Source organism: Natronococcus jeotgali DSM 18795 (genome assembly GCF_000337695.1).
GTDB classification, from domain to species: domain Archaea; phylum Halobacteriota; class Halobacteria; order Halobacteriales; family Natrialbaceae; genus Natronococcus; species Natronococcus jeotgali.
The window spans coordinates 64,651-84,414 of record NZ_AOIA01000151.1 but is presented as its reverse complement, the minus strand read 5'-3'; the positions used below and the strand labels follow the sequence as shown (position 1 = coordinate 84,414).

The 19,764-nt window shown below is 66.8% G+C and carries 21 protein-coding genes and 2 tRNA genes; 12 read left to right on the top strand and 11 right to left on the bottom strand.

The window, feature by feature from the left end; translation table 11 throughout:
* Window positions 1–26: 26 nt before the first annotated feature.
* Window positions 27–428: a cytidine deaminase gene (gene cdd / locus C492_RS17750; protein WP_008426150.1), complete on the top strand. Its 402-nt coding sequence runs from the start codon at window positions 27–29 to the stop codon at window positions 426–428.
* 11 nt (window positions 429–439) lie between these two features.
* Here the strand turns inward: cdd and C492_RS17745 are convergent, their stop codons facing one another.
* Window positions 440–871: a DUF488 family protein, N3 subclade gene (locus C492_RS17745; protein ID WP_008426148.1), complete on the bottom strand. Its 432-nt coding sequence runs from the start codon at window positions 869–871 to the stop codon at window positions 440–442.
* A 58-nt stretch (window positions 872–929) separates the two neighbouring features.
* Between C492_RS17745 and C492_RS17740 the strand changes: the two genes are divergently transcribed.
* Window positions 930–1,754 carry a nucleoside phosphorylase gene (locus C492_RS17740; RefSeq protein ID WP_008426145.1) on the top strand — a complete coding sequence of 275 codons (825 nt, stop codon included), beginning with the start codon at window positions 930–932 and terminating at the stop codon, window positions 1,752–1,754.
* Window positions 1,755–1,790: 36 nt separating this feature from the next.
* On the opposite strand, the gene C492_RS17735 is transcribed toward C492_RS17740, so the two are convergent.
* From C492_RS17735 to C492_RS24760, 5 genes are all read right to left on the bottom strand, one after another.
* On the bottom strand, window positions 1,791–2,555 hold the full coding sequence (locus C492_RS17735) for a mechanosensitive ion channel family protein (RefSeq protein WP_008426143.1): 765 nt from the start codon (window positions 2,553–2,555) through the stop codon (window positions 1,791–1,793).
* A 1-nt stretch (window position 2,556) separates the two neighbouring features.
* Complete coding sequence (dacZ, locus tag C492_RS17730; RefSeq protein ID WP_008426141.1) at window positions 2,557–3,369, bottom strand: diadenylate cyclase DacZ; 813 nt, start codon at window positions 3,367–3,369, stop codon at window positions 2,557–2,559.
* A 287-nt stretch (window positions 3,370–3,656) separates the two neighbouring features.
* Window positions 3,657–3,737: transfer RNA gene (locus tag C492_RS17725), tRNA-Leu, on the bottom strand.
* A gap of 9 nt (window positions 3,738–3,746) precedes the next feature.
* A tRNA-Leu gene (locus C492_RS17720) sits at window positions 3,747–3,831 on the bottom strand.
* 46 nt (window positions 3,832–3,877) lie between these two features.
* The gene (locus C492_RS24760; RefSeq protein ID WP_169333458.1) at window positions 3,878–4,051 is read right to left on the bottom strand and encodes a hypothetical protein; all 174 of its coding nucleotides are present in this window, start codon (window positions 4,049–4,051) and stop codon (window positions 3,878–3,880) included.
* A gap of 251 nt (window positions 4,052–4,302) precedes the next feature.
* On the opposite strand from C492_RS24760, the gene C492_RS17715 reads away from it, so the two are divergent.
* A complete protein-coding gene (locus C492_RS17715; protein WP_008426138.1) occupies window positions 4,303–4,611 on the top strand; it encodes a transcription initiation factor IIB family protein in 309 nt (102 codons plus the stop codon).
* Window positions 4,612–4,730: 119 nt separating this feature from the next.
* Here C492_RS17715 and C492_RS17710 read toward each other — a convergent pair whose 3' ends face one another.
* A complete protein-coding gene (locus C492_RS17710; protein ID WP_008426135.1) occupies window positions 4,731–5,216 on the bottom strand; it encodes a phosphopantetheine adenylyltransferase in 486 nt (161 codons plus the stop codon).
* Window positions 5,217–5,343: 127 nt separating this feature from the next.
* On the opposite strand from C492_RS17710, the gene C492_RS17705 reads away from it, so the two are divergent.
* From C492_RS17705 to C492_RS17695, 3 genes are all read left to right on the top strand, one after another.
* Window positions 5,344–7,599 carry an NADP-dependent malic enzyme gene (locus C492_RS17705; protein ID WP_008426133.1) on the top strand — a complete coding sequence of 752 codons (2,256 nt, stop codon included), beginning with the start codon at window positions 5,344–5,346 and terminating at the stop codon, window positions 7,597–7,599.
* Window positions 7,600–7,705: 106 nt separating this feature from the next.
* Window positions 7,706–9,127: an outer membrane protein assembly factor BamB family protein gene (locus C492_RS17700; RefSeq protein WP_008426132.1), complete on the top strand. Its 1,422-nt coding sequence runs from the start codon at window positions 7,706–7,708 to the stop codon at window positions 9,125–9,127.
* Window positions 9,128–9,199: 72 nt separating this feature from the next.
* A complete protein-coding gene (locus C492_RS17695) occupies window positions 9,200–9,571 on the top strand; it encodes a 30S ribosomal protein S8e (protein ID WP_008426131.1) in 372 nt (123 codons plus the stop codon).
* Between the two features lie 50 nt (window positions 9,572–9,621).
* On the opposite strand, the gene C492_RS17690 is transcribed toward C492_RS17695, so the two are convergent.
* Window positions 9,622–9,843, bottom strand: coding sequence for a DUF7511 domain-containing protein (locus tag C492_RS17690; RefSeq protein ID WP_152424945.1), 222 nt, complete (start codon window positions 9,841–9,843; stop codon window positions 9,622–9,624).
* A gap of 384 nt (window positions 9,844–10,227) precedes the next feature.
* On the opposite strand from C492_RS17690, the gene pstB reads away from it, so the two are divergent.
* The 6 genes from pstB (at window position 10,228) to phoU (ending at window position 16,035) form a co-directional block, all read left to right on the top strand.
* On the top strand, window positions 10,228–11,103 hold the full coding sequence (gene pstB / locus C492_RS17685; RefSeq protein WP_049893166.1) for a phosphate ABC transporter ATP-binding protein PstB: 876 nt from the start codon (window positions 10,228–10,230) through the stop codon (window positions 11,101–11,103).
* Between the two features lie 302 nt (window positions 11,104–11,405).
* The gene (locus C492_RS17680) at window positions 11,406–12,380 is read left to right on the top strand and encodes a PstS family phosphate ABC transporter substrate-binding protein (protein ID WP_049893165.1); all 975 of its coding nucleotides are present in this window, start codon (window positions 11,406–11,408) and stop codon (window positions 12,378–12,380) included.
* Window positions 12,377–13,300 carry a phosphate ABC transporter permease subunit PstC gene (pstC, locus tag C492_RS17675; RefSeq protein ID WP_008426127.1) on the top strand — a complete coding sequence of 308 codons (924 nt, stop codon included), beginning with the start codon at window positions 12,377–12,379 and terminating at the stop codon, window positions 13,298–13,300. Before C492_RS17680 ends, pstC begins: the two co-directional genes overlap by 4 nt.
* Window positions 13,300–14,190 (top strand): phosphate ABC transporter permease PstA, encoded by an 891-nt coding sequence (gene pstA / locus C492_RS17670; RefSeq protein ID WP_008426126.1) that lies wholly within the window; start codon window positions 13,300–13,302, stop codon window positions 14,188–14,190. Before pstC ends, pstA begins: the two co-directional genes overlap by 1 nt.
* Before the next feature lie 86 nt (window positions 14,191–14,276).
* On the top strand, window positions 14,277–15,281 hold the full coding sequence (locus tag C492_RS17665) for an LLM class flavin-dependent oxidoreductase (protein ID WP_008426125.1): 1,005 nt from the start codon (window positions 14,277–14,279) through the stop codon (window positions 15,279–15,281).
* Between the two features lie 82 nt (window positions 15,282–15,363).
* On the top strand, window positions 15,364–16,035 hold the full coding sequence (phoU, locus tag C492_RS17660; protein WP_008426124.1) for a phosphate signaling complex protein PhoU: 672 nt from the start codon (window positions 15,364–15,366) through the stop codon (window positions 16,033–16,035).
* On the opposite strand, the gene C492_RS17655 is transcribed toward phoU, so the two are convergent.
* From C492_RS17655 to C492_RS17645, 3 genes are read right to left on the bottom strand one after another with little or no spacing between them, the layout of a single operon-like run.
* The gene (locus C492_RS17655) at window positions 16,025–16,411 is read right to left on the bottom strand and encodes a hypothetical protein (RefSeq protein ID WP_008426123.1); all 387 of its coding nucleotides are present in this window, start codon (window positions 16,409–16,411) and stop codon (window positions 16,025–16,027) included. The two genes, phoU and C492_RS17655, sit on opposite strands and share 11 nt — an antisense overlap.
* Complete coding sequence (locus C492_RS17650) at window positions 16,411–18,156, bottom strand: NAD(P)-binding protein (protein WP_008426121.1); 1,746 nt, start codon at window positions 18,154–18,156, stop codon at window positions 16,411–16,413. The genes C492_RS17655 and C492_RS17650 overlap by 1 nt, the downstream gene beginning before the upstream one ends.
* Entirely contained in the window at window positions 18,153–19,763 is a 1,611-nt protein-coding gene (locus C492_RS17645; protein WP_008426120.1) for an electron transfer flavoprotein subunit alpha/FixB family protein, read from the bottom strand. Before C492_RS17645 ends, C492_RS17650 begins: the two co-directional genes overlap by 4 nt.
* Window position 19,764 lies beyond the last annotated feature (1 nt).

Here is a 19,764-nt window from a genome sequence, read left to right as displayed (position 1 = left end):
TTGCGCCCGGTCGGACTATCGGGCGTATGGACGAACTGATCGACGCCGCCCGCGAGATTCGGGCGAGCGCACACGTCCCCTACTCCGAGTACGCCGTCGGCGCCGCCCTCGAGACGGCCGACGGCGAGGTGTTCGTCGGCTGCAACCTCGAGAACGCGAACTTCAGCAACAGCCTCCACGCCGAGGAGGTCGCGATCGCCGAGGCCGTCAAAGAGGGCCACCGAGACTTCTCTCGGCTCGCGGTGAGTTCGGACCGCCAGGACGGCGTCACCCCCTGCGGGATGTGTCGCCAGACGCTGGCCGAGTTCTGCGACGACGACCTCGTCGTCTACTGCGATCTGGGCGACGAGGACGGCGCCCCGTCGGTTCGCGAGTACACGCTCGGGGAGTTGCTGCCGGATACGATCACTCAGGAGACCCTCGAGTAGGCCGTTCGCTCTCAGTCGCGATCCTCGAGTCGCTCCCGCAGAACCGTCCGGTGACACCGCTTCTTCTCGGTGTTCTCGTAACAGACCAGCGCCAGCGACTCCCCGTCGGCGAGCCGCTCGGCGAGCGCCTCGAGGGCCGCCCGGGCTTCGGGAGACGCCTCGAGGTACGCGCGGTAGCGCTCGCCGAAGTCGACCTGGTCCCAGGCGGCGTTGTGGGCTCCCTCCTCGCAGAGCCCCTGGATCTTGAGGTCGTCCTCGACGGTCCGGATCTCCTCGAGGAGGTCGGCGGGCGGTCCCAGATCGGGAACGTTCTCGTCGACGGCGGCGTGGAACCACGGCGCCGGCCGCCGGACGACGCCGACGCGGGTCGCCCCTGGCGGGAGGTCGGCCAGATCGTGCTGGATCGCGGCGACGTAGGTGTCCGCGAGGGTTCCGTCTGCCATACCGGGGCTACGGAAGCCCGGCATTTATATACACCGCGGGCGCGAACCGCGGAGCCGAATGCCGGGAGACAGCGAAGATCCGAACGCCGACGTACAGTATCACCTCGAGGTCGCGAGCGAGGATGTCGCCGACACCGTCCTCCTGCCCGGAAATCCGGAACGGCTCGAGGTGATCGTCGACTACTGGGACGACCACGAGATCCGGGCCCACCACCGCGAGTACCGCACCGCGACGGGCAGCTACGAGGGGACGCCGATCTCGGTCACCTCGACGGGGATCGGCAGTCCCTCCGCGGCCATCGCGGTCGAGGAACTCGCCCGCGTCGGGAGCGACACGTTCATTCGCGTGGGCTCCTGCGGGGCCGTCCAGCCCGAGATGGACGTCGGCGACCTCGTCATCACGACCGGGGGGCTCCGCCAGGAGGGCACGAGCGACGAGTACGTCCGCGAGGACTACCCCGCCGCGGCGGACCACGAGGTCGTCAGCGCGCTGATCGCCGCCGCCGAGCGGCTGGGCTACGACTACCACACCGGCGTCACGATGAGCGCCGACTCCTTCTACGCCGGCCAGGGCCGGCCCGGCTTCGAGGGGTTCGAGGCCGCCGGCTCCACGGATCTGGTCGAGCAACTCGCGGAAGCGAACGTCAAGAACATCGAGATGGAAGCCAGCGCCATCATGACGCTCGCGAGCGTCTACGGGCTGCGGGCTGGCGCGGTCTGTACCGTCTACGCCGACCGCCAGGGCGGGGAGTTCAGCACCGAGGGCGAGTCCCGGGCCGCCGAGACCGCCACGCTCGCGACCCATCTGCTCGCGAGGATGGACGAGAAGAAACGGGAGGCCGGCGTCGACCGCTGGCACGCCGGGCTCTCGCTCGAGGACTGAACCCGTCGTCGAAGCGGTCGTCTCGACCCCGCGACGTTAGTCGCGAACCCGGACGATCCCGTCCTCGAAGATCTTGCGGTTCGGGACGATGTACTCCTCGGAGTCGTCCTCGATCTTCGTCACGAACAGGTCGACCTCCTGGACGATCCCGGTCTGGTCGCCGACCCGGACCCGGTCGCCGATCCCGTAGGGCTGGTTGAGCAACAGGTAGATGCCGGCTGCACTCGAGACGAGGAAGTCCTTGAACGCGTAGGCGCCGACGGCGACGATCCCCACGGCGTAGATCGCGAGGAGGATCAACAACGCGGTGACGTGGACGCCGACCTGTCCCAGCGCGACGACCAGCGCGACGTACAGCACCGAGTACTTGACGAGTTTCGGGATCAGCGCGACCTGCGGGAGTTTGACGCTGCGGAGGTACTCGCCGACGGTCAGCTCCGATTTGTCCGCGACGATGAAGCCGACGATCATCACGAGTACGGCGACGAACACCTGCGGGATGAACTCGGTCACTCGAAGCCAGAACGCGTCGGTGTCGAGCAGCTGTGCGATGTGGATCGCCGTCAGTACGGCGATCCCGTAGATGAACCACGCGCTCAGCCGAGCGACGATCTCGACGGTCGACGTACCGAGCGACTGGGCGGTGCGCTCGAAGGGGGTCCCCTCGACGGCTTCGGGCACGCCGGAGGCCGTCAGCAGCTCCTCGTTGAGCCGCCCGACCAGGTAGCCGACGACGAGGCCGAGAACCAGTACCGCCGCGGCTATCACCGCCGGCTCGTCGATGAGCGTCTGCCAGTCCATGCTAGTACGCCTCCGGATCGACCTCCAGGATGATCTCGCCGGCTTTGAACGCCCGAACGAGACCATCGCTCTCCGAGAGCACGATCGAGATCGCGTTCGTGTCCCGCGTGATCGCGCCGCCGGCCATGTGCCGGGCGCCCAGCCCCTTCGGAATGTCGACGCCCTCGGCCGAGGGCTCGAGGTAGCGGTACGCCGAGACGATCTTGCCCGCGTCGGAGATCACGAAGGCGCCGTCGAGCCGCGAGAACTCCTTTAACATTACGTCCACGATCGGGTCGCCGACGTGGACGTGGGACTTCTCGAAGGGGTTGTACGACAGCGGTCGAGACTTGTTCATCACCTTCCCCGCGTCGCCGACTACGAACAGCGCACCGACGGGTTTGCCCTTCTGGCCCTTCTGTCCCAGCTCGATCGCCAGCTCGAGGACCGACTTGACGACCTCCGGATCGGCGCGAGAGCGAGCGAAGAGATCGTAGATACCGGTGTGGTTGTCCGCGTCGGCCCGGACCCGCGAGACGGTGTCGATGTCGTCGCCGAAGACGCTCGTCGCACACGCGAGGGTGTCGCCGTCGTCGATGATCTCCTGATCGAGCGCGCCCTCGAGCCCGAATCGGATCCGATCCGAGATGTCCTCGAACTCGAGGGGGAGCTCGACGAACGTGCTCGCGCCGACGTCGTTCTCGGTGCCGACGACGATCACCTCGACGTCCTCGAGGTCGGCGAAGCGCTCGTAGTAGGAGCCGCTCGGTGAGAACAGCGCGACGCCGTCGACGTTCGAAAAGAGGTCCCCGAAGACATCGTCTAACCCGGCCATTGCTCGTATAAGCCGTTCCCGCGCGAATAAGCGTTGTGGACTGTCTGACGACCGTCTTGCCAACGCGTGGCACGGAAGGTCGTTCGGAGTATCGGACCCGGCAGCCGTCGGTGTGGTTTTCGTACGCTGCGGAACGGGTTCGTCTCGAGGGAACGTCGGCTCGAGGTGTGGCCAACCGGGACCGGATTCGAACCACGCGAGGACGTGCTCGCAGTGCTGCGCGCGTCCTCTCTCGTTCGAATCGGCCGTACGATTGCTGTCGCTCGCGAGTTTGCTCACGACAGCAATGCGCGGGACCGGATTCGAACCGGCGGACCCCTACGGGACAGCGTCCTAAGCGCTGCGCCGTTGGCCTAGCTTGGCTACCCNGACAGCAATGCGCGGGACCGGATTCGAACCGGCGGACCCCTACGGGACAGCGTCCTAAGCGCTGCGCCGTTGGCCTAGCTTGGCTACCCGCGCTCGTTCCCTGGTTTTCGCGAATCGAGTAAGAACCTGTCGATCCGGTTTACTCGTGTTTGACCGGTTCTTCGGGCGACCAGTCCGGCGGAACGATGAAGGTGACGTGCTCCGAGTCCCGAAGCTGGTGGAGTTCGGCCGACTGCTCGGCCAGGGACCGATCCCGGTAGGGCATCTCGAGGCCGCATCCGGTACACACCAGCTTGCAGGTTGGTTCTTTCATGAGGGGAGGACCGCCGGCTCGATTGGAGCGACGGGCGTCGATCCGAGGTTCGGCGGAGCGGTGCTTTAGTAGTCGTATCCTAGTGAAATCCGCGGCGAAGGGCCGATTCGGTGAGTCGTTCGTAGCTGAATGTTGCCGTGCCTAGCCGCGTATTGGAACCCGTATCGATCCGTTCCGAACGCGATTACCGCCCGCGCGGCGAGACCGTCGCGGGGCCGTAGGTTTATTTCGGCTGACGGGATAGGAACCGTATGCACAGCGCCCGGGATCGCGTCGAGTACGAACCCTGGCTGCAGCGACTCGAGCGGGCCGCCGACCGACTGGAGCTCTCGAGCGAGGCCCGCTCGTGTGCCGCGGAGCTGTTCCTACTCGACGTCCCGGACGCCGACCGATCGAAGCGGGCGACGCTGGCGGCGAGTCTGTACGCCGGTTCGCTGGTCGCCGGCGACGGCCGCACCCAGAGCGCCGTCGCCGAGGCGGCGGACGTCTCCCGGCTCTCGATCCAGTCGCGGTGGAAGGATCTGCTCGAGGAAGCGGGACTCGAGCCGCCGCGGTGGTGAGTCGGGCGGTACGTTTCACCGCAGCGCTCTCGCGTAAGTGTACGATATCGTGCCGAAACCGGAGCGAACGATCGGATCGCTGATCGAACGTCGTGGGACGTTCCCGCCGGCCGACTCAATCAGTGCCGTTCCGTCTCGGCGTCGGTCTCGAGAACGGTGCCGTGCTCGTCGATCTCGCCGTTGACGATTCGAGTACTCGAGATGATCTCGCCGTCGTCGGCCAGCGCGTGCGGAACGACGACGATCTCGAGGGGGTCGTGCCCGCGCCCGTGGCGGAGTTCGTTGATCCGTTTGCCGCCCTCGATCGTCTCGGGGGAGACGACCAGGTAATCGAACTGCGGCTCGGTCGCGATCCCGGTCGGGTCCTCGAGCTTTCGGACCTCGAACGCCCTGTCGTGTTCCTCGGCGAGGGGCTCGAGCTCGCGTTCGAGCGTTTCCTTTCGCTTTGCGAAGGAGTTAACGTGGCGTTCGACGTGGCGAGTCTTCGGCGCGAGCCCGTCGCTCGTGAGTCCGACGGTTACGTCCCCGAGTTCGAACGCCCGTTCGAACAGCCGGCGGTGGCCGTCGTGAACGGGGTCGAACGTCCCACCAAGCGCGACGTCCATACTCCATCCACTGGAGCGGCGCGTATAAAACGGTCGACTCCGTCAGTGCTTCCGTTCGTACCGAATTCGACGATCGTCGATTGTCCCTTTCGCATTGTTTTTAGTGGTATCCCGCAGTGGCTCCCGTATGGGACTCGACGAGGATTCACTGGAGTATCACCGGACCGATCCGCCGGGTAAGATCGAAATATCGACCACGAAACCGACGAATACACAGCGGGATCTCTCGCTCGCGTACTCGCCGGGCGTCGCCGCGCCGTGTATGGAGATCGCCGAGGACGAAAACGACTCTTACTCGTACACGGCGAAGGGAAACCTCGTCGGCGTCGTCTCGAACGGATCGGCCGTGTTGGGCCTCGGTAACATCGGCGCGCAGGCGTCGAAACCGGTAATGGAGGGGAAAGGCGTCCTGTTCAAGCGCTTCGCGGACATCGACGTCTTCGACATCGAACTCGACGAGGCCGATCCCGAAGAACTCATCAACGCCGTGCGGATGATGGGGCCGACCTTCGGCGGGATCAACCTCGAGGACATCAAGGCGCCGGAGTGTTTCACCATCGAGGAGCGACTGGGCGAGGAGATGGACATCCCCGTGTTCCACGACGACCAACACGGCACCGCGATCATCTCCGGGGCCGCGCTCGTCAACGCCGCCGACGTCGCGGACAAGGAACTCGAGGACCTCGAGGTGGTGTTCTCGGGGGCGGGCGCGAGCGCGATCGCGACGGCCCGCTTTTACGTCTCGCTCGGGGTCCGCAAGGAGAACATCACGATGTGTGACTCCACGGGGATCATCACCCAGCGCCGGGCCGAGGCCGGCGACGTCAACGAGTACAAGCGGGAGTTCGCCCGCGACCTGCCCGGGGGCGACCTCGCGGACGCGATGGCGGGCGCCGACGTGCTAGTCGGGCTCTCGGCGGGCGGAATCGTCTCCCAGGAGATGGTCCGTTCGATGAACGAGGATCCGATCATCTTCGCGATGGCCAACCCCGACCCCGAGATCGGCTACGAGGAGGCGAAAGCCGCCCGCGACGATACGGTCATCATGGCCACGGGTCGGTCGGACTACCCCAATCAGGTCAACAACGTGCTCGGATTCCCCTTCATCTTCCGGGGTGCGCTGGACGTCCGCGCGACCGAGATCAACGAGGAGATGAAAGTCGCCTGCGCCCGCGCGCTGGCCCGACTTGCCCGCGAGGACGTTCCCGACGCCGTCGTCAAGGCCTACGGCGACGAACCCCTGCAGTACGGCCCCGACTACATCATCCCGAAGCCCGTCGATCCGCGCGTGCTGTTCCGGGTCGCGCCCGCCGTCGCCGAGGCGGCGATGGAAAGCGGCGCCGCCCGCACCGAGATCGACCTCGAGGAGTACGAAGAACAGCTGGAAGCTCGCCTCGGAAAGTCCCGCGAGATGATGCGGGTCGTGCTGAACAAGGCCAAGAGCGACCCCAAGCGGGTCGCGCTCGCGGAGGGCGAAAACGAGAAGATGATCCGGGCGGCCTACCAGATCCAGGAGCAGGGGGTCGCCGCGCCGATCCTGATCGGCGACGAAAGCGAGATCCGCCAGACCGCCGCGAACCTCGGCCTGGACTTCGAACCGCAGGTCGCCGACCCGGCGGTCGGCGACTACGACGCCTACGCCGACCGACTCCACGAACTGCGCCGGCGCAAGGGGATCACGCGAACCGAGGCGGGCGAACTCGTCGAGACCGACTCGAACTACTTCGGGAGCGTGATGGTCGAACGCGGCGACGCCGACGCCTTGCTGACCGGGCTCTCTCATCACTATCCTTCGGCGCTGCGGCCGCCGCTGCAGGTGATCGGCACCGCCGACGACGTCGACTACGCCGCGGGCGTCTACATGCTCACCTTCAAGAACCGCGTGATCTTCGTCGCCGACGCGACGGTCAACCAGAACCCCGACGAGGAGGTCCTCGCGGAGGTAACCAAACAGACCGGGAAGCTCGCCCGACGGTTCAACGTCGAACCCCGGGCCGCGTTGCTGTCGTACTCGAACTTCGGCAGCGTCGACAACGAGGGGACCCGAAAGCCCCGACGGGCGGCCCGACAGCTCCAGGACGACCCCGAGGTCGACTTCCCCGTCGACGGCGAGATGCAGGCCGACACCGCCGTCGTCGAGGACATCCTCGAGGGAACCTACGGCTTCTCGGAGCTCGAGGAACCCGCGAACGTGCTCGTCTTCCCCAACCTCGAGGCGGGCAACATCGGCTACAAGCTGCTCCAGCGGCTGGGCGGCGCCGAGGCGATCGGACCGATGCTCGTGGGCATGGACGAACCGGTCCACGTCCTCCAGCGGGGCGACGAGGTCAAGGACATCGTGAACCTGGCCGGCGTGGCGGTCGTCGACGCTCAACAGGAGTAGACCGAGGGCGACTCCCCGCCGGCCCGGAGCCGAAACGGGGCGCGATCGACGGACACCGGGATTCTTTTGTGGATACGTTCCGTCGAATTTTCACGGACCTCCCGATATGCCAGATCGATCTCAGCCCCCGTTCGCCGACTCCGCCGCACCGACCGACGCGCACCGCAGACGGTTCCTTCGCGCCACCGGGGTCGCCGCGACTGCGGGACTCGCGGGCTGTACCCTGTGGGAGCCGACGGACCAGGAAAACGGCGCCGACGGTAATGACCCCGACCCCGACGTCGCCGACGACGTCTCGTCGTACGCGAGCCACCCCGACGACGACGTGGCGATGTTTCGCCGCGGACTGCGCCGCCTGGGCTACTACCCCGACGAGAGCGTGCCCGACTCCGTCAGCGTCAACTGGTCGTTCCCGATCAACAACGTGGGCCACACCGCCGCGAAGTCGAGCCCGCTGCCGACGCCCGACGGCGAGACGATCGTGATCGCCGGCGACACCGGGTTCGTCCACGGCGTCCAGCCCTCGGGCGAACCCCGCTGGCTGACCGAGACCGGTGCGACCGACCTCGGATTTCACGGCTCGCCGGCGATCGTCGACGGCACGGCCTACGTCGGCGGCTACGACGGGGACCTGTACGCGATCGACGTCGAAACCGGCGAGATCGTCTGGCACACCCCATCCCACGAACTCGAGGGGACGCTGGCGATCGGCTCGAGCCCCGCCTACTACGACGGCACGCTGTACGTGATCGCCGAGTACGGCGGCCCCTCCTCGGGCGCGCTGTGGACGTTCGACGCCACCACGGGCGAGCCGACCTGGCACGACGACCGCATCTGGGGCCAGGCCCACCCCTCGCCGACGATCGACCTCGAGGCGGGGCGGCTCTGTGCCGGCTCGAACGACGGCGTCGTCTACTGCTGGGAGTTCCCCTCCCTCGAGTTCGCCTGGACGTACCAGACCGGCGGCGAGGACGGCCCCGACGGCGAGGAGAAAGCCGGCGGCGAGTTCAACCTCGGCGCCCAGATCAAGGGGACGATCGCGGCTCACGACGGCTACGGCTACGTCGGCTCCTGGGACGAACGGTTCCACTGCATCGACCTCGAGGACGGGACCGAGGAGTGGACCTTCGAGTTCGAGAACCGGTCGATGGCCAACCCCGCGCTGGATCCCGAGGAGAACGTCGTCTACACCGGGAGCAACGACGACCACGTCTACGCGATCGACTGCGAGACCGGCGAGCAGCTGTGGGCGACCGACGTCAACGGCTCGATCATCGGCGCGGTGACCGTCACCGCCGACGCCGTCCTCGTCGGCTCCTACGACTCGCACCTGTACGCGCTGGACAAGGAGACCGGAGACCGGCGCTGGCGGGTCGAGAACCGCGGCCACGTCTCGAGCGCGCCGGTCCCCCGCGACGGCCGGATCTACTACGCCGAGCGGGGCGTCTTCTCGAACTACTGGGACGACGACGTCGAGACGACCCTCGAGGAGCCGGGCCACGCCTACTGCCTCGTTCCCGACGAGTGACCCGCAACCGTGCGAAATCGCGGGGCGATCCGAAAGCGTGGATTCAAGTAGCCGCCGGGACGTTGTCCGAGTATGCAAAACCAGGGACGCTCCACGCGCAAGCGAACCGGTGGTCGACTGAAGAACGTCCGGAAGCGCCGCAAGAACGAGCTCGGTCGACTCCCGACCGAGACCCAGGTCGGCGAGCCCCGATTCCGCGTCGTCGACGTCCGCGGCACCGACACGAAGACCCGCGCGCTCGCGACTAACGTTGCAAACGTCAACGAGGGCGGCGAGACCGTCACCGCCGAGATCGAAGACGTCGTCGAGAACGACGCGAACCCGAACTACGTCCGACGGAACATCATCACGAAAGGCGCCGTCATCGAGACGTCCGAAGGGCAGGCCCGCGTGACGTCCCGCCCCGGCCAGACCGGGCAAGTCAACGCCGTTCTCCTCGAGTAGTTCCCGACCGTCGAACCGTTTTCCGCGACGCCGGCGAGACGACCGCTCGCTCAGCGACGCTCCTCGAGGTCGACGAACGCGGTCGCGTTCGCACTCAACCAGGCCGTGAGCTTCCGCTCGTCCGGACAGTCCGCGGGAAACACCGTCCGGCGGTCCGCCCGATCCTCGTAGCTGACGACGGCGCTGTCGAGCGACGTCGACGCCGGCGCCGAGGGCGCGGGGTCGCTCGCTCGCTCGCTGCTCGCCTCGTCCTCGCTCGAGAGTTCGCGCATGGTCGTCTCGACGACGGGTCGATACATATCGGTTCCTAGTTGCACTATTGAGCCGTCCGGAGGCATCGCGAGACCCCGGTACGATGTCGTACGCACGCCGGGGACTCGCAGCGGTCCGCTCGCGGAACGCCGCGTTCCTCGGCGGCCCGCCGGGACCGAGGCGTCGTCCGAATGATCCGGGAGACGACCAGTCGGAGACGAGTATATAGGTCTATATAGGAGACATAGCATGGTATTTAGGCGGATCTCACCTCGAGAGAGGTAATGAGCGACGAGACGAACGGCCGGCTCGACGGACTGCGATCGCAACTCGCATCGATCGGTTCCGCGGACGGGCGTTTCGCAACAGGTAACTTGCTCAGCCCGAATGCTGAGGCAACCGGCATGACTGCGAACACCGGCGAATCCACGGCGGTCGAGAGTCGGGAGCGCGAGGGGACGGCGACTTCGTCGTCGGCCGACGTCGACATGTCGAGCGCCGACAGGCCGTTGGGATCGCCTCGAGTTGACGACGCCGTCATCGAGGCTCGGGATCTCGACGTTTTCTACGGCGACACGCAAGCCCTGAACGGGATCAACATGGACATCCCCGAGAAGCAGGTAACGGCGCTCATCGGCCCCTCGGGCTGCGGGAAGTCGACGTTCCTGCGGTCGATCAACCGAATGAACGACCTCATCGACGTGGCCCGGGTCGAGGGCGACCTCTACTTCCACGGCAAGAACATCTACGACGAGGACGTCGACCCCGTCGCCCTGCGTCGGAAGATCGGCATGGTGTTCCAGAAGCCCAACCCCTTCCCGAAGAGCATCTACGACAACGTCGCCTACGGGCTGCGCGTCCAGGGGAAAGACGACGACGTCGACGAGAGGGTCCACACGGCCCTCGAGCGCGCGGCGCTGCTCGAGGAGGTCGAGGACCAGCTCGACGAGAGCGGACTCGACCTCTCGGGCGGACAACAGCAGCGACTCTGTATCGCGCGGGCGATCGCCACGGACCCGGAGGTCATCCTGATGGACGAGCCGGCCTCGGCGCTGGACCCGGTCGCGACCTCGAAGATCGAGGACCTGATCGAGGACCTCGCCGAGGAGTACACGGTTGCGATCGTCACCCACAACATGCAGCAGGCGGCCCGCATCTCCGACAAGACGGCCGTCTTCCTCACCGGCGGGAACCTCGTCGAGTTCGACAACACCAACAAGATCTTCGAGAACCCCGAGAGCGATCGCGTCGAGGACTACATCACCGGCAAGTTCGGGTAACCGCCGCCGCGTCGCGGGCGGCGTAGCCGTTCAACCGCCGAACTCGACGATGAACCGACCGCGTCCCTCCGACCCTTCGTCCCCCAGTTCCGCGAGCGTCCTATATATTTTCGATCGGCATTCGTTACCGAACACCGATTAGGCCGTCCGTCGTCGATTCGTTCGGAGTACGTATCGCTCTGTAGCGTCGTAGCGGCTCCCGCCGAGAAGAACCGGGGCTCGAGAGCGCCCGACCGAGGATATATATCTCTATATAGCAATCATAGTAGTATACTTACCTCCGATACGGCTTCTATCCCGTGATGGCGAGAGAAACCACGGCGTCGCTGCCGACCGGTGTCAGTCGGCGTACTCTTCTTGCCGCGGCGGGTGTCGGCCTCTCCAGTAGTTTGGCGGGGTGTAGCAGCGTCTTCGCCGCGGAGGACGACCAGGTAAACATCGCGGGGAGCAGCACCGTCTTCCCCGTGACCGAGGCGATCGGGTCCGCGTTCTCCGAGGAGCACCCGACGGTCAACGTCTCGATCAGTAAGACCGGAACCGGCGGGGGGTTCGGGAACTTCTTCTGTGCGGGACGAACCGACGTCAACAACGCGAGCCGGGAGATCGCCGACGCCGAGATCGACCAGTGCGGGAACAACGACATCACGCCGCTCGAGTTCACGGTCGCGACCGACGCGCTGACGGTCGTGGTCAACCCCGAGGCGGACTGGATCGACTGTCTGACCGTCGAGGAACTCCGCGAGATCTGGCGTGCCGACGGCGCCGAGCGCTGGAGCGACATCAACGAGGACTGGCCAGACGAGGAACTCGAGCTCTACGGCGCCGCGACGACCTCGGGGACGTTCGACTACTTCAACGAGGCGGTCCTCGGGGAAGATATCAACCACAAGAGCGACTACTACGCGACCGAGCGCGACCGAACGATCGTCCAGGGGGTTCAGGGCTCGGAGTACGCGATGGGATACTTCGGGTTCTCCTACTACAGCGAGAACCCGGATTCGATCAAGGCGGTCTCGATCGACGACGGCAACGGCTGCGTCGAGCCGTCGACCGAAACCGCGATGTCCGGCGAGTACACTCCCCTCTCGCGACCGCTTTTCATCTACGTCGCCAAGGAGTCGCTCGCCGACTCCGCGGTCCGTGACTTCGCTCGCTTCTACATGGAACGGGCCGCGACGGACCTCGTCTCGGACGTCGGCTACGTCCCGATCACCGAGGACCAGCGCGACGAGAACCTCGAGCGCCTCGAAGAACAGGTCGCGGAGGTGAACGGATGAGCCAGCCGGACTTCTCCCACGACGGGGCCCGAACCGCCCGCGGAACGGCGTTTCGGTACCTCTTCATGCTGTGTGCGCTGCTGTCGATCCTGACGACCGTCGCGATCGTGGCGACGCTGCTCGTCGACGCGGTCGATTTCTTCTCGGACGTCTCCTTCGTCGAGTTCCTCACGGGCACGCGGTGGAGCCCGACGAACGAGCCGGTCTCGTTCGGCGTGTTGCCCCTGATCTCGGGGACGCTGGTCATCACGGTCGGGGCGGCGCTCGTCGCGCTCCCGATCGGACTGCTGACGGCGATCTACCTGAGCGAGTACGCCTCCGAGCGCCAGCGGTCGTACCTCAAGCCCGCGCTCGAGGTCCTGGCGGGCGTTCCGACGGTCGTCTACGGCTACTTCGCGCTCGTCTACGTCACGCCGGCGCTGGATGCGTTTCTTCCCCTTTCGACGTTCAACGCGCTCTCGGCGTCGATCATGGTCGGGATCATGATCATTCCGATGGTCTCCTCGATCAGCGAGGACGCGATGAGCGCGGTGCCGGACTCGCTGCGCCAGGCCAGCTACGGGCTGGGCGCGACGAAGTTCACCGTCTCCACCTCGGTCGTGGTCCCCGCGGCGCTGTCGGGCATCTTCTCGTCGTTCATCCTCGCGCTCTCGCGGGCGATCGGCGAGACGATGATCGTCGCCATCGCGGCGGGCCAGACGCCACGGCTCATCGACGTGACCGATCCCGCGGGCCTGTTCCTGAACTCGATCCAGACGATGACCGCGGCGATGGTCCAGATCGGGACGGGCGACCTCGTCGGCCAGGGCCCCGCCTACAAGAGCCTCTTCGCGGTCGGACTCACCCTGTTCGTCATCACGTTCGTCATGAATCTCATCAGTGAATTCGTCGCGTCGCGCTACCGGGAGGTGTACCGCTGATGGCGGCCGATACGTCCGAGGCCGCCGACTCCGAGTTCGGGCGGGTCAGTCGCACGAAAGACACCGCCTTCCGCCTGCTCGCGCTGGCGGCGACGCTCGTCGGGATCGTCTCGCTGGCGGCCCTGCTCGCGAACGTCTCCGTCGACGCCGTCGGCTGGCTCGACTGGGACTTCCTCACGAGCCCGCCCCACCCGGACCCGTACGAGGCCGGATTCCTGCCGGCGCTGGTCGGCTCGATCGCGATCATGCTCCTGATCGCGCTGATCACGTTTCCGCTCGGCGTCGGCGCCGCGATCTACCTCGAGGAGTACGCCGGCGACGGCTACCTCACCAAGTTCATCGAACTCAACATCGCGAACCTCGCCGGGGTTCCCTCGGTCGTCTACGGCCTGCTGGGGCTGGGGCTGTTCGTCACTCTGCTGGATCTCGGCTACGGGACGATCTTCGTCGCGGCGTTTACCGTCGCCTTGCTCATCCTCCCGATCGTGATCATCTCGGCCCAGGAGGCGATCCGATCGGTCCCCGACTCCCAGCGGCAGGCGTCCTACGGGATGGGCGCGACGAAGTGGCAGACGATCCGAAACGTCGTTCTCCCGCGAGCGATGCCGGGGATCATGACCGGAACGATCCTGGCGCTCGGACGGGCGATCGGCGAAACCGCGCCGCTGATCATGATCGCGGCCCCGACGACCGTCTTCGGCGTTCCCAACAGCTTCCTGAGCAAGGTGAGCGCGATGCCCCTGCAGATCTACAACTGGTCGTCGTACCCCGAGACGGAGTTCCAGTACGGCGTCGTCGCCGCGGGCGTCGTGACGCTGCTGGTCGTGTTGCTGTCGATCAACTCCGTCGCGATCCTCATCCGGAACCGGTACCAGCAGGACGGCTCGTAACCCGGCCGTTCCGACGACCGCGATCGGCCGTCGGGCCGCCGTATTCAGGCCGCCCGCTTTCACGCCTCGGGACCGACGTCGTCCGTATGGATATCGGACTCGGACTGCTGACCGCCCAGCGGCGCCCGGACGACGACCGATCGACGACCGAGGTGTACGACGACCTCCTGACGATCGCCGAGACCGCCGACCAGGCCGGCCTCGAGAGCGTCTGGACCTCGGAACACCACTTCACCGACGACGGGTACCTCTCGGGGACCGTGCCGACGCTGGGGGCCCTCGCTGGCCGCACCGACGAGATCACGGTCGGGTCGGCCGTCGGGCTCGCCCCCTTCTACGACTCGGTCCGGCTCGCGGAGGACGCCGCGACGATCGACGCCCTGTCGGGCGGACGGTTGACTCTCGGGCTCTCGATCGGCTACTGGGACCGGGAGTTCGAGAACTTCGGCGTGCCCAAGGACGAACGAACCGACCGGACAGAGGACGCGATCCGCGTGCTGCGAAACGCCTGGGAGCCCGGTCCGCTCGAGTACGACCCCGACTACCACGCGGTCGATCCCGGGACCGAGGTGACGCCGACCCCGGACGAGGCGCCGCCGATCGTCCTCGGCGGGCTCGCCAAGCCCGCCGTCAGGCGCGCGGCTCGGATGGCCGACGGCTGGTGTGCCAACGAGATGCTCTCGCTCGAGGACGTCGAGACCCGGATGGCCGACATCCGACGCGTCCGCGAGGAGGAGGGGATCGACGGGGAGTTCACGACGTACGTGATCCGCTACGGCTTCGTCGGCGACTCCGAGGCGGAAGCTTGGGAGCGGATGCGCGAGGGCTACTTCTACCAGCAACGCAAATACGCCGAGTGGATGGGCGACGAGGACGTCGGCGACGGGCTCTCCGAGGAGAAGAAGGCGGAACTCAGGGAGGACGCGATCGTCGGCACCCCCGAGCAGGTCCGCGAGGAGCTCGCGACCTACCGCGAGCGACTGGGCGACGACGTCCACGTCATCTTTCGGTCGTACTGTCCCGGAATCGGGACGGACGCGCTCTGCGAGTCGATCGAACGGCTCGGCCGGGAGGTCGCACCCGAGCTCTAAGCCGAAGCGCGCGTCGCGGGACGTCGAACGGCCGGCTCGTCCGAGCACAAGGTATATCTTTGCCCGCACAGGTGGCTGCACCATGGCCAGAAAGTCGTACCAGGAGAAACTCGAGGAGGTCCGCGAGGACGTCCTCTACATGAGCGAGGTCGTCATGGAGCGGCTTCGCATGGGACTGTCCGCGCTCGAGCAGAAAGACACCGACCTCGCCACCGAAGTGATGGAAGGCGACAGCGAGGTCAACGAGCTCTACCTCGAACTCGAGCAGGACTGCATCGAGCTGCTGGCGCTCCAGCAGCCCGTCGCGAGCGACCTGCGGTTTATCGCCTCGACGTTCAAGATCATCACCGACCTCGAACGGATCGGCGACCTCGCCGTGAATCTCGGCGAGTACACCCACGACGCCGAACACGACCGGTTCCCCGACGTCGACGTGCAGGCGATGGGCGAACTGACCCTCGAGATGGTCGAGGACGCGATGATCGCCTACGACACCGAGGACACCGACGGCTGCCGGGAACTCGCCGAGCGCGACGACGAGATCGATCGTTTCGCCGAGCGAGCCAGCGAGATCGTCGTCCGGGATCTGATCGAACGCGAACTCGACTCCCCCAAGGAGGTCGAGCAGATCCTCCAGGACGTCTCGCGGCTGCTGTTGACGATCCGGGACCTAGAGCGGGTCGGCGACCACGCGGTCAACATCGCCGCTCGCACGCTGTACATGGTCGAGAACGACGACGAACTCATCTACTGACTCGCCCCTGCCGTTCGCGCTCGGGCACGCCCGTCAGCAACTGCGCGGTGTCGACGACGTTTCGCGTCTCGAGCAACAGTTCGGCGGCCTGTCGGACGGTAAAGTCGGCCTCGAGTTCGACGCCGTGACACCGCGTGTAACACTCGAGCCAGTCGTTCATCGCCCGCTCTATGGCCGCGAACTCGGCTTCCGAGAACGCGACGAGCCGTCCGCCGGTTCGGGCCTCGACGTACCACCAGATCGCCCGCCCGGCGCCCTCGCGGAGGTACTCGCGGGCGGCCTCGGGGTCGGCGGCCGAATCGGCGCCATCGAGGGCCGCCCGGTCGCGTTCGGCCCGTCGGGCGAGCGCGGCGATCCTGGGTCCGTACCGGCTCATCAGCCCTCGCGGAACTCGACGCCCTTCCCGCCGCGGGGGTGTTCCCAGGCGGTGTCGGCGACGATCGCGCAGGTGCCACACTCCACGCAGGGCTGGGTGTCGAGGCTGACGACCGTCTCCTCGTCGCCGTTCGTCTTCACCTGCTCCGTGCGGTAACAGCCCCCGCCGAACGCCTCGGCGCTGACGGGGCAGGCGTAGACGGCGGCCCCGCTCGCTTCGGCGGAGTCGTCGCGCAGTTCGATGTGGGGGTTGCCGACGTCCGTGTCGTAGGTGAGGTCGCCGATCCGTTCCTCGAGGCTGGGGGGCTCGGCGTCGTTCTTCCAGCGGATACTCTTCCCGCGGGCCTCGCCGATAACCGTCGGCACCGTCGTGTACCCGGTGCGGGTGTCGGGCAGCATCGACACCACAAGCGGCGAGTTGTACGCCCGCTCGAGGACGCGGTCGGCCAGCGGGTTCCCGAGCGCGACGCGGCCGATCGGCGACTCGAGGACGCCATCCACGACGTTCGTGACGGCGTCGCGCTCGGCGACGGTTCGGGCGAGGTCGTACTGTTTCGGGCGGAGCTTGGCCATCGTCCCCGAGTCCTCGAGCAGCTTCGCGTAGCGCCGGCCCGCGGCCTCGGGGTCGGCGTTGCCCCGCGTGATCGCGAAGGCGTCGGCCGCCAGCGCCCCGGCCGTGACGGCGTGGTTCATCCCCTTGATGATCGGCCCCTGGGCCTGCATCTGGCCGGCTGCGTCCCCGACCAGCACCAGGCGATCCCGGTAGGGCTCGCGGTGGGCGACCTTCTTCGAGTCGGGGACGAGTTTCGCGGCGTACTCGCGCTCGTCGTACCCGTCGCCGGTCCAGTGGGCCAGCACTGGGTGGGTCAGCAGGGCGTCGAGCAGCTCGTGGGGTTCGGCCTGTTCCGCGACGAGGCTGTCGAGGTGAAAGACGGTCCCGATCGACAGCGACTCCTCGTTGGTGTAGAGAAAGCCCCCGCCGCGAACGTCCTCGAAGAGGTCGCCCGAGAACAGGTGGGCGACGCCCTCGTCGTCGTCGATCCCGAACCGGTGGTTGACCGCGTCGGGGTCCATATCGACGACGGCCTTGACGCCCTGGAACCACTCGTCGGGCTCCTCCCAGTCCATGAGACCCGCCTCGCGGGCCAGCTCGGAGTTGACCCCGTCTGCGGCGACGATCAGATCGGCCTCGATCGGGTCCAGTTCGTCGCAGGTGACGCCGACGATCTCTCCGTCTCGCGGGCTTCGCCCGCTCGACTGTTCCGAGGGTCGCACGCGACCCTCGCTATCTTCTCGGAGGAGGCCGTTCACCCGCACGTTCGTCAGGACGCCCCCGCCCGTCTCGCTGGTCTTCTCGTGGACCCGTCGCTGGAGCCACGAGTCCATCTTCCGGCGGAGCACGGCGTCGCACCAGTCGGTGTCGTGCTCGTGGAGGTCGGTCAGATCGTACGTCTTGACCTTGTCCCCGGCGATGTTGTGGATCCGGTAGTCGGTGACGGGACGTTCGGCGGCCGCCTCTCGAAAGCCCTCGAAGAGGTCGTCGATCGTGTAGGGAGCCGAGTCCTCGGCGTAGATCAGCCCGCCGGAGACGTTCTTCGCGCCCGCTTCGACGCCCCGCTCGAGGACGAGCGTCTCGACGCCGTGTTCGGCCAGTCTTGCTGCGGCGGCGGCTCCGCCGGGACCGCAGCCGACGACGACCGCCTCGTAGTGTTCGTACTCGTTCTCGTGGCTCCCGTTCGCGCTCATCGGTCCTCACCCCCGCTTCCGTCGGCGACCGCCTCGAGTCGCGTCTCGCCGGACTCGACCGCCGCCGTAAGTCTGGGGAGGACCTCGAAGAGGTCCCCCTCGACGTAGTAGTCGCTGAAGTCCCGGATCCGCGCGTCGGGATCGGTGTTGATCGCGACGACGGTGTCGGACTCGTCCATCCCGACCTTGTGCTGGACCGCCCCGGAGACGCCCGCGGCGATGTAGATCTCGGGAGCGACGACCTGTCCGGTCTCGCCGATCTGGCGCTCCTCCTTCGAGTACTCCTCGACGTGGCCCTCGAACTGGTAGGCCGAGGTGACGATCCCCCGCGTGATGCCCAGTTCGGCGTCCTCGAAGGCGTCGACGAGCTCGAGCCCCAGTTCCATCCCGCGGGTCGGGTCGTCGGCGATCCCCCGCCCCAGACAGACGATCACGTCGTGGCCGGCGAGGTCGATCCCGGCCTCGAGCCGGTCGTGCTCGGTGATCTCGACCCGGAACCAGTCCTCCTCGAGCTCCATGTCGTGTTCGATCACGAGCCCCTCGCGGTCGTAATCGGCCTCGATCGGGTCGAAGCTACCGGGGATGATCGAGGCTCCCTGCGGGTGGAAGTCCCGACCCGGATTATCCAGACAGAGGATCGTCGAGTACTCGAATCCCGAGAAGTCGGGCCGCTTCATATGCAGGACCTTCTCGAAGGTCTTCTTGACGCCCGGCTCGCCGGTCTTGACCGGGTTCGAGACCTCCTCGTCCTCGATGTAGAGGTCCGAACAGTCCGAGGCGAGCCCGGAGTCCAGTTCGGCCTGGACCTTCGCCGAGAGGTCCCGCCCGTTGTTCGTCGCCGGGAACAGGATGTAGCGGGGCTCGTCGTACTCGCGCCAGTCGGTGCTCTCGACGGTGCCCTCGCCGCGGGCCATGTGGGCCGCGATCTCCGTGTATGGCTCGTGCAGGAATCGCTCGAGGCGGTCGTCGTCGTGGTAGACCGCGACGTCGGCGCCGTAGGCGACACACTCCTCGGCCAGTCCCTCGCAGTCGTCGCCCATCAGGAAGGCGACGACGCGCTCGTCCTCGCCGTACTCCGCCTCGAACCCGTCCATCAGCTCCCGGGCCTTGCCCAGCATCTCCCGCGAGACCTCGAGCAATTCGCCCTGCTGGGTCTCGCAGAACACCCACACGTCGGCGTACTCGCCGTCCTCGAGCGCCCGGACGTGTTTCTTGTCCCGCGTCGGATGCGAGAGCTCGTCGTCCGCGTCCTCCTCTCCCCCCGACTCGTCTCCGTCGCCGTCGTCCTCGGTCGCCGATTCGTCGGCTCCGTCCGCGTCTCCGCCGTCATCGTCGATCTCGTCTACCTCTTCGCCCTCCGCCTCGTCGCCGACCTCCTCTTTCGTCTCCTCGTACTCGCCTTCCGTCTCGGTCCCCTCTTCGACGCCCTCGCCGATACCCGTCTCGCCGAGTTCCTCGAGGCGACGGTGGAGCGCCTCGCGGGCGGTCTTGCGGTCCTTGCCCGCCTGTTCGGCTTCCAGCACCGCTTGCAGTTCCTCGACGTCCTCGAGCGTCTCGAGTTCCTCGCCCAGTTCGTCGGCCGTGTACTCGTTCGGATCGAGCGCCATC